The organism is Nonomuraea rosea (genome assembly GCF_039539705.1).
In the GTDB taxonomy this organism is placed as follows: Bacteria; Actinomycetota; Actinomycetes; order Streptosporangiales; family Streptosporangiaceae; genus Nonomuraea; species Nonomuraea rosea.
On record NZ_BAABDQ010000067.1, the window covers coordinates 35007 to 44392 of the forward strand.

Sequence of the window (9386 nt, forward strand, 5' to 3'; positions counted from 1 at the left end):
AAAGCCCATGGAATCCCCCAGCCGGGAGCGTCCTGGGGTCAGGCCGGCGGGATGCCCGATTCGGCGTGATCGGCGTCGATGAGGTCGTCGAACGGGCGGCGGGCCTGCGCTCCAGCGGCAACCCGGTGGACGTACCCCCTGTCCGTCTTCGCCCGGTACGAGGCCAAGCACCGTACCCTGGTCGACCCCAGGCAGGGCAACGTCGCGCTGATGGTCCCCGCGACCCGTACCGGAATCGCGGCCAGGAACCTGGCCACCCGCCTGTGGCCCGCCGCCGCCACTGCAGGCCGGCTGCGCAACCTCCTGACGAGTACGGCTACGGCGTCCCCGTGACCGCCGGCCGGTCGCCGGCCACGGCCGGCGAGGGCAGCCGGAGCAGGAGGGGCAGCGCCGCGGCGGTCAGCAGCCCACCGGCGAGGAACGCGCCCCGCACCCCCAGGAGAGGCAGGATGACCCCTCCGGCGAGGGCGCCCACGGCGACCCCCACGTTGAAGGCGGCCGAGTTCGCCGCGAGGGCGATCTCCGTCCGGCCCGGCGCCAGCCGCAGGACCTGGTTCTGGGTGGCCATGAAGACCGGCCCCACCGAGGCCCCGAGGAGCGCCAGCATGGCGACCGCCACGGCCCGCACGCCACCGGCCGCGGACAGCGCGAGCAGCGCCACCGCCTGCCCGGCCACCGGGACCGCCAGCGTCGCGAGGGGGAACCGGTCGAGCAGCGGCCCGGTGAGGGTGACCGCCACGATCCCCGCGACCCCGAACACCAGCAGCAGGGCACTGACCGAGTCGCCGGAGAAGCCGCTCACCTGCCCGAGGAACGTCACGACATAGGTGAATCCCGCGAACGCCCCCGTCACCGACAGACCCGTGATCGCCAGCACGATCGCGAACCGGCGGGCGTCCGGGGTGACGCCACGGGCGGCGTGCCTATCCTCGGGACGCGAGGCGGGCAGCAGCGCGGCGATGAGGACGAGCGATACCAGGGCGAGCCCGCCCACCACCAGGAAGGGGGCCTGCCAGCCGGCGTGGCGGCCCAGCCACGTACCGGCCGGGACGCCGAGCACGGAGGCGAGCGACCCGCCGACGGACAGCACGCCGATGATCCGGCCGCGCATCCGCGGCGGGAACAGTCCCACCGCCACCGGCCCCATCACCGCCCAGAAGAGTGCCTGGGCCGCCGCGGTCGCCACCCGGAGCGCGAGCAGCAGCTCGTAGGAGGACACCAGCGTGGACGCCAGGCTGGCGAGGACGAGCACCGCCAGCACGCCCGGCAGCAGGTACCGGCGCGGGATCCCCCGGGTGAGCCGCGCGACGGGCAGGGACAGGACCGCCACCGTCAGGCCGTACCCGGTCACGAGGTGGCCGACGGCCGTCGGGGTCACGCGCAGGTCCGCCGAGAGGAGTTCGAGCAGCCCGATCGGCAGGTTCTCGGTGGTGTTGAAGGTGAACGCGGCCAGCATGAGCGCCGCGACCACGACGACCGCGCGCCAGGAGGCCAGGAAGGGTGGTGGCACCCGGCAAGGATGCCGAGCCGGTCACACCGTCTTCTACTCTTTCGGATGAGGACGAATCAGGCTGGGAGGCAGAGTGCCGCTGCGGATGCGTCTCGGCGTCGATGATCTGCTGCGTTGCCGGTTCGCGGTCTCACCGCTCTGCCAGACGCACGAGGCGCTGCGGATGTTGCGGCGGCCGGAGCGGCACGGCTATCACCGTTCGTGGCTGCGGCGCATGCGTGCCGCCGTGGCGGGACTCGACCTGGCCCCCATGTGGCTCTTCCTGCCGCCGCGTGGCGGTTACACCCCTGATTTCCTCGGGGCGCCGCCCGGCGAACCGTCCCCTGCCTTCGCCGACGAGCTGGCGCGCATGCGGTCCACCGACCCCGCCATGGCGCGGCGGGAGATGGCCCGCTCGCTGGCGTGCACGCCGGGCGCCGCGGAATCCCCGGCCGGGCGGCGGGTGCTCGCCGACCCGGCGCGAGCCGTACAAGAGCTGGCCGATCTCACCGAACGTGCCTGGCATGCCCTGCTGGCCCCGGACTGGGCGAGGGTGCGGGCCCTGCTGGAGGCGGACATCGCCCACCGGACGAGCCGGCTGGCGGCGGGCGGGTGGGAGGCGCTCTTCACCGACCTGCACCCGGACCTGGCCTGGGCGGACCGCACGCTCATCCACCGCACCCCGCACCACTCTCCCGCCGCCCAGGAGGTCGACGGGCGCGGCGTGCTGCTGATGCCCAGCGTCTTCGTCTGGCCGGACGTGGTGAGCGGCTTCGCCGCGCCGTGGCAGCCCACGGTGATCTACCCGGCCCGGGCGATGGGCACGCTCTGGCAGGAGCCCGCCGCGGGCGCGCCCGACGCGCTCGTCCGGCTCGTCGGCCGGACCAGGGCCGCCATCCTCGCCGCCCTGGACGGGCCCGCCTCGACGACGACGCTCGCCCAGCGTCACGGCCTGGCGCCCTCCTCGGTGTCGGCCCACCTGTCGGTGCTGCGCGACGCCGGTCTCCTGACCTCGCGCCGGCACGGCTACCGGGTCCTGTACGAACGCCTGCCGCTCGCGGTGGCGCTGCTGGACGGCCGCACCGGGTAGACGGCCGAGTGCAAACTCTCGCGTCGATCTCGTATGGACGTCCTCAAACGAGGGTTGCGCCGGGCCACGCCTGGAGATCTACGCAGCACAGCGCGCTGTGATCACCTTCCGCGAGGAAGCCACGATCTCGGGGGGCAAGATGTGTGAATATCCACCGTCCGCGTTCGTCCGTAGTGCACCGGCCAGTCCCCGGCGAGCCCGTAATCCGCTCTGTATCGCGCTCGCCTTCGCCATCGGCATGGGGTTCAGCGCCGGTCTCGGCTTTTCGGTCGGCCATGCCGTACAGCCGGACCGGGCCATCGCCCAGCCGGTCGCGGCAAGACCGGCTCCTCTCCTGGAACCTGCGAAGCCGGCGGCATCGTCGGTCCAGCCGGTGAAGCAAGTCGCGGCGCCCAAGAAGAAGCGAATCGTGGTTCACCGGCCGGTGGCCGCCGCCAGGAAGCACATCCAGCACGTGGCCGCTCACCGGCCCGTGGCCGCCGCCAGGCAGCACGTCCGCGCTGAGCGTCCGCGCCACGGCGGGATCGGCGCGCTGCGCAGGCACCTCCGCAGAGCCATCCAGGTACGGGTGCTGAAGCAGCTGGGCGCGCGGTTCGGCGGGTAGCGCGAAGGTTGTCCGGGGCCCAAGATCCCTCCATACTGCTCTGATGGCGCGGTGGCGGTGATGGTGCTGGGACGCGCGTTCCGGCTTGCGGCGGCCGGGCTGGCCGTCGCGCTGGCCTCGGGCGGCAGCACATCTGCGCTGGTCAAGCCCGCGCCTGTGCTCACGGAGGCGACCGCGACCAGGATCACCCTTCAGGAAAAGGCCGGCTTCCTGTACGAGCACCCCTCCGACCCGGTGCGGCTCACCGCGTACCGGGTCGAGGACGATCCCTCCCACGACGACAAGACGCTCCGGCCGAGGTCCTACGCCCGCTGGGACTCCACCTTCACCAAGGTCGCCGAGGGCGATCAGGTGGCGACCGTCTCGCCCGACAGCGACCGGCTGGCGGTGATCGACGAGATGCCCTTCCGGCGGAACGCCGCCCCTGTCGTACGCGTCACCGACCGGATCACCGGTGAGACCCACTCCGTCCCGGTGGGACTGGCCGCATGGCAGGGTCTGTCGGACCCGCGCTGGTCCCCCGACGGCAGACGGCTGCTGTTCACCACCCGGGACCACGCACGTGGTACGGAGTCCCCCGTCACCGTGGGGTTCGTCATCGTGGACGTGGCCACCCGCCGGGCATCGATCGTCCGGACGTTCACGCCCGATGAAGACGAAGACCCGGACGGCAGCTACCGATGGAGTCCCGACGGCACGTCCGTGGCCACCATCTGGCACCATGACCTGAAATTTCGTGATCTGTCGGGTCGGCCGATTCGCGTCATCCCCGGAGTCGCCCAGGAGGCGGGACTCCTCGAATTCTCCCCCACGGGACAGTCGTTCATCACGAGCTGCGATATCGGGGACATGACGCCACAACCGTGTGTACGACTCCTCAGCACCGGCGAACGCCTGGCCATCGCGCACCTCAACCGCGATCCCGGCGACCGCTACGTCGCCGTCGTCGGCTGGTACGACAACGACCGCCTGGTCGCCGAGCGACGGGAGGGCCGGACCTACACCGTCTTCGTCCAGGACCTGAGCGGAAAGGACGTCAAAGTGCTCGCCAGGATCTCGCTCGGGTCCCCGGAGCATCAGGTGCGTGTCCACTACAGCCGCCGCTGACCGCTATTTCGTGCGCCAGAGCGCCCCTCGGTCACGCTGGTCGAACGAAGCGTTCGGATCTTCGGCCTCGCTGACGTAGCCGCTCACGTACACCTCGGCCTTTCCCGGGCGTTTGACCAGCTGTTCGGGGTGGGCGTACCGGCCCTGGGGCGCGGGCAGCCCTTCCTTGGTCCATCGCCCGTCCGACAGGTGCCACAGCTCGCTGGGCTTGGACCGCGTCTCGGCCACCACCCACAAGCCGCCCCTGCCGTCCGGCTCGGCCTGGCCGAAGGTCCGGTGCATCGGCCCCCAGACGCACCGCCAGCGCGAGCCGTTCCCATGCAGCGCCACGGGCCGGGCACGGACCGGCTCGCCCTCGTGCTCCTCGCTGTCGACGCCCCAGCCCACGTTGGCGATCGCCCAGACGTCGTCGGGACCGAGCACCGCCAGGCCCGTCATCCACGGCTCCGGCAGGCTGTCCAGCGCGGGCCCGCCCAGCTCGGGCAGCCGTACCTGCCGCCAGCCATCGCTTTGCCGGCGCATAGCTCCGCTTTCCCCGAGCCCCCACACGGTGTCGCCCTCGCCGCGCAGGATGGAGATCGGGCTGCTCAGCTCTTCGCGCCGCCACGTCTTGCCGGTCCAGCGCAGCAGGGTCGTCGGGCCGACCACCGCCCAGGCGCCCCGGGCGTCCATGGTCTCCGGGTCCAGCTCGAATTTCTCCTCGTCGGTGAAGACGACGTCGCGCCACCGATCGTCGTGCAGGGTGCCGAGGAACAGCCGGAGTTCTTCGCCGATCAAAGTGGTGCCGCCGAACACCCAGGCCTGCCGCGCCGAGGTGGCGCTGAGGGCAACCGCCTCGTCCTGGCTGCCGTACTCGATGGGCTCGCGGTCGAAGGTGCGCCAGGCACCCCGGTGCCACCTCCGCACCCCGGTCTCCTCCTCGTCCGGCCCCCACGTGGACCGCACCCAGACCGCCCCGTCCGCCGCCACGTCCAGATCCCAGAACCGCTGATCCCGCTCATCGACCCACAGCGTCCGCCAGCTCGGGCTTGTGCTCGGTACGGCGCGCATCTGGTCGGCCTCCGGTCCCGGCTGCACACAGGACGCCGGCTCGGCGGGAACGGCGGCCAGCCGTCGCCGGCCGGCGGCCTCGGGCATCGCGACCTGGGCGGCCCGCGACGCGGCGGAACGACTGGGCTCCGCACTCGGCGCCGGCCAGCCGGTGAGCTTGGGCTTGGGCGGTGACGCCACCGGCTCGGCCGTACAGGAGGAGAGAACGAGCACGAGTCCCACTACCGCCGCCAGCGATCTCTGCATAAGACATCGTAGGACCGGGCGCGTGCGCCGGGTCTCAGGACGGGTTGCAGTTAGCCGGGCAGAACGTGACCTCGGGGTAGCGTGCTGACGGCTTGTCCAGGATGGCCTGGCGCTTGGCCTTCAGGTGCTGGTCGAGGAAGGCCGCCACGTACGTGCGGGTGAGTTCGGAGGCGCGCGCCGCCGGCAGGACACCTGTGGCAGGCTTGATGCCGAGGGCGCCCGCCAGCAGCGAGGCGTCGGTGAAGGACTGGTGTTCGGCGCCCGTCAGCACGAGCCAGCGTTTCCACCCGGTCAGCAGCTTCCAGTCGCGGTCCCAGGTGGGGGCGCCACCGCCGGGAGTGTGCTGCGCCGAGCCCAGGAACATGAACGGCCGGGAGAACCCGCCCTTCGGGATCCGGGCGTAGGTGGTGCCGTCCATGTCGATCCCGGCCCGCACCCGGGGGTCCTTCACCATGGCCGCCATGGCGCTGGCCCCGCCGATCGACTGGCCGACCATCGCGATGCGGGAGCGGTCGATCGGCCACTTCTTGGGCAGCCGGTCGAGCACGAAGGAGACGTCGGCCGCCCGGCCCGCGACCACCCCCGTGCCGAAGCCCGTGTCGCTGTCGCTGTCGCAGGCCAGGCACTCGGCGACCCGCCCGTCGGCCAAGGTCGTCGCGAAGCTCTCGTAGGTGTGATCGATCCCGGCCACGACATACCCCCGGCTGGCCAGATCCTCGGCCAGGGACGTGAGGGTGCTCATCGGATTCGTGAAGCCGGGGGAGAGCACCACCAGCGGCAGCTTCTCCCCTGCGGATTCGGCGTCTTTGACGGCGTTCGTCCGCGTCTTGCTCAGCGTGTCGTCCGGCACGCCCGCGACCCCCAGGCGCCTGATGGCGAGCTCCGATTCCTTCGGCGTCATGTACGGCGCCCGCTCCCCGCCCCGCTGCCCGGCCGGATACCACAGGGTGACCTTCAGCTCTCTGGCCTTGACGTCGAGATTCCACGGGTCGGGGCGGGAGGTGTCCTTCAGGTACAGGACGGTGGTGCCCACCGGGTGGTCACCGGTGGGAGCGGGCAGGGTGGCGGGTCCTGTCGGGGTGGCCGACGGGCCGGCGTCGGCCCGAGGCGGCGCCGGTACGGAGCAGGCCGACGTGGCGAGGACGGCCAGTCCCGCGGCGGCTACCAGGATCTGTCTCATCGAGCGGTCCTCACTTGTGCAGCAGGGTCAGGGCCTTGGCCAGGGCGGGATCGCGCCCGGCCGCCGCGTCCTGCGGCGTCGAAGGCACGTGATGGTCGGGCGCCACGCCGATCCGGTTGATCTCCTCCCGGTTGGCCCCCAGGCCGTGCCTCGACGGGAAGCCCAGCATGGTGTTGTTGCTGAGCAGGTACGGCTGCGTCGGGCCGGCCATGAGCCCGGCGGTCCTGGTGCCGACCAGCCGGCCGATGCGCAGGTCCTTGACCGCGGAGCCGAAATGCTCGCAGGCCGAGGCGCAGCCGCGGTCGGTGAGCACGACCAGCGGCAGGCCGAGCAGCTCGACGGTGTCGTCGGTCCGCACGCTCTCGCACCTGCTGTCCGCGGTGCACAGGTAGTGGGTGTCCTTGCCGTGGACGAACGCGCTCAGCAGCCGGGCGGCCTCCGTGGGGCTGCCGCCGCCGTTGCCGCGCAGGTCCAGCACGACGCCGTTGAGCGTCCGTCCGGTACGGAGTCTGGAGATCGCCCGGAGTGCCCGGGTGGCGGAGTCGGGAGCGAACCCGCGCACCCGTACGTAGGCGGTGTCGTCCATCAGCTTCGACTGCACCACCTGCAAGGCGGCCAGATCCCGCTGGTAGAGGCCGGGCTTGAGCGTCACGCTCCAGCGGCGGCCGGTGGACTGGCGCAGCAGCCGCAGCTTGACCGGGCGCGCCTCCGGATACTGCGGGTAGAGGGCGGCGATCGCGGAAGTGGGTTTCCCGTCGATGAACGGCGCCGACCCGTTGACCGATTCGATGACGTCGCCCGGCCGCAGCCCGGCCGCCTTCACCGCGCCGCCCTGGACGGTGGTGACGAACAGCGGCGGTACGGCGACACCGGGGTTGCCGGTCGCCTGCGAGCCGGTGACGTTCGTCTGGAGGCCCAGACCCTCGCCGTCGCCGTCGTAGTAGCCGGGGTTCCGCTTGATGTCGTGCGCCCAGCTGGCGTGGTTGTCGTCGAGGGCGGCCACCATGGCCTCCAGGGTGACGACGGCCAGCTTGTCGCGCAGGCCGGGCACCTGATCGGTGGTCTTGCGGTAGACGGCCTCGAACGCGGCCCAGTCGGCTTTCCGATCGCCGGTCAGCGCGGGCATGGTCGCCTCAGGAACGTCGCGCCCGTTGCGGTTGAGCTCCTGCGTCAGGGCGATGAACCCGGCCGCCAGCAGCTGGCGGGCGTCCAAGGTGGCGGCGCTGTAGTAATTGCCGAGGATGCAGAAATAGGCCTGTTCGATCACGTCGATCGTGGTGGCGGTCTCCGGCCCGGGAGGTCCCGGCGGCGGCGCGCAGACCATGCCGGCTGCCGTGCCGGCCTGGCCGCGCGGCGGCGTCGGGACCGTGCAGGCCGCCGCCAGGAGCAGGGCGAGCCCGGCGGTCGCGATTCTGCTGACGGTCATGACAGGCGCCTGCGGATCCACCAGAAGCACAACCAGGTGAGGGCGAGGGTGAGCAGGGCGTAGAGGCCGGTCTCGATCCACTGGAAGGGCCAGAACCGCTCAAGAGGCTGGTACGTCACCTGCTGCCGGTAACCGAGCCGGTTGACCTCGACCATGCACCCGTCCCCGCCGCGTGCCCCCGAACCCGCAGCGCAGGGACCCGACGTGGTGGAGATCGGGATGGCGCCCTCCTCATCGTCGCCGGCGATAGTCCGTCCGGCCGGGTCGATGAGAACGCTGGACAGGACCCACGCGCCGGCGTCGCCGGGAACGGCGGATCTCAGCATAATCTGTACGGGTCCGCCGCCGTTCGGTGGTACGCCGAGGTGTTCGACATTCGCCTGGCCGAGCTCGAAGGCCGCGGTGACCGGAGCGTTGAGATGCGGCCGGACCAGCAGCGGCATGACCAGCTGGATCGCGGCGAAGGCGGCCAGGGTGAGCGCCATCGCGGGCAGCGTGCGGCGCACGATCATGCCCACGGTCACGCCCAGGACGAACGCGAAGGCCGCGTACCCCATCGGGGCGATGCCGCGCGCGCCGAACACCAGGGGAGCCATCAAAGCCAGGTTCTCCGGGGCGGACTTGTCCAGAGGGTCGGACCACCAGGTCACCGTGAGGCCGCAGACGCCGGCGGCGGCCATCGCGACCAGGCCGGTGAGCCCCAGCTTGACCGCCAGCCAGCGGCCCCGGGTGATGCTCTGGTTCCACACCAGCAGATGCGTGCCCGTCTCCAGCTCGCGGGTGATCAGCGGCGCTCCCCAGAAGAGCCCGACCAGGGCGGGCAGCAGCAGCACGACGAGATTGACGGCCAGGAAAGGGAGCTGGTACAGGTCGAAGAAGTTGTTGAAGAACTGGTTGCAGGTGTTGTCCGGGGTGCAGTCGGCGACCCCGGCCGAATAGCCGGACACCAGTCCCGGGCGGGTCAAGGCCAGGGTGGCGGCCAGGAGGACGAGCAGGGCGGCCACCATCAGGGCCGAGCCGCGGAACTGGCGCCAGGTCAGCCAGATCATCGCTGCACCTCCAGGGCTGTGCGGCGGTTCTCGGCGGTGCGCTGGTCCATGTAGGCCAGGACGAGGTCTTCCATGCTGAGCCGGCTGACCATCCAGGCGGGGTCGTGGATCGGGGCGTCGGTGCGGACGACGTAGGTGCTCTGCC

9 protein-coding genes are annotated in these 9386 nt (G+C 71.7%); 4 read left to right on the forward strand and 5 right to left on the reverse strand.

All coding sequences use genetic code 11. The features are described from left to right. The first annotated feature begins 78 nt into the window (after positions 1 to 78). The gene (locus ABEA43_RS64435) at positions 79 to 333 is read left to right on the forward strand and encodes a hypothetical protein (protein WP_345579678.1); all 255 of its coding nucleotides are present in this window, start codon (positions 79 to 81) and stop codon (positions 331 to 333) included. Here the strand turns inward: ABEA43_RS64435 and ABEA43_RS64440 are convergent. Then, positions 317 to 1510 carry an MFS transporter gene (locus ABEA43_RS64440; RefSeq protein ID WP_345579681.1) on the reverse strand — a complete coding sequence of 398 codons (1194 nt, stop codon included), beginning with the start codon at positions 1508 to 1510 and terminating at the stop codon, positions 317 to 319. The two genes, ABEA43_RS64435 and ABEA43_RS64440, sit on opposite strands and share 17 nt — an antisense overlap. A gap of 73 nt (positions 1511 to 1583) precedes the next feature. On the opposite strand from ABEA43_RS64440, the gene ABEA43_RS64445 reads away from it, so the two are divergent. The 3 genes from ABEA43_RS64445 to ABEA43_RS64455 all read left to right on the forward strand — a co-directional run bounded on the left by ABEA43_RS64445 (position 1584) and on the right by ABEA43_RS64455 (position 4290). Beyond that, positions 1584 to 2579 carry an ArsR/SmtB family transcription factor gene (locus ABEA43_RS64445; RefSeq protein ID WP_345579684.1) on the forward strand — a complete coding sequence of 332 codons (996 nt, stop codon included), beginning with the start codon at positions 1584 to 1586 and terminating at the stop codon, positions 2577 to 2579. A 409-nt stretch (positions 2580 to 2988) separates the two neighbouring features. Next, a complete protein-coding gene (locus ABEA43_RS64450; RefSeq protein ID WP_345579687.1) occupies positions 2989 to 3183 on the forward strand; it encodes a hypothetical protein in 195 nt (64 codons plus the stop codon). Between the two features lie 51 nt (positions 3184 to 3234). Continuing rightward, entirely contained in the window at positions 3235 to 4290 is a 1056-nt protein-coding gene (locus ABEA43_RS64455; RefSeq protein WP_345579690.1) for a hypothetical protein, read from the forward strand. Positions 4291 to 4293: 3 nt separating this feature from the next. On the opposite strand, the gene ABEA43_RS64460 is transcribed toward ABEA43_RS64455, so the two are convergent. From ABEA43_RS64460 to ABEA43_RS64475, 4 genes are all read right to left on the reverse strand, one after another. After that, complete coding sequence (locus ABEA43_RS64460) at positions 4294 to 5553, reverse strand: hypothetical protein (protein ID WP_345579693.1); 1260 nt, start codon at positions 5551 to 5553, stop codon at positions 4294 to 4296. A gap of 67 nt (positions 5554 to 5620) precedes the next feature. Then, complete coding sequence (locus tag ABEA43_RS64465) at positions 5621 to 6766, reverse strand: alpha/beta hydrolase family protein (protein ID WP_345579696.1); 1146 nt, start codon at positions 6764 to 6766, stop codon at positions 5621 to 5623. Positions 6767 to 6776: 10 nt separating this feature from the next. Then, a complete protein-coding gene (locus tag ABEA43_RS64470) occupies positions 6777 to 8192 on the reverse strand; it encodes a S41 family peptidase (RefSeq protein ID WP_345579699.1) in 1416 nt (471 codons plus the stop codon). After that, positions 8189 to 9241: an ABC transporter permease gene (locus ABEA43_RS64475; protein ID WP_345579703.1), complete on the reverse strand. Its 1053-nt coding sequence runs from the start codon at positions 9239 to 9241 to the stop codon at positions 8189 to 8191. The genes ABEA43_RS64470 and ABEA43_RS64475 overlap by 4 nt, the downstream gene beginning before the upstream one ends. Positions 9242 to 9386: the final 145 nt, after the last annotated feature.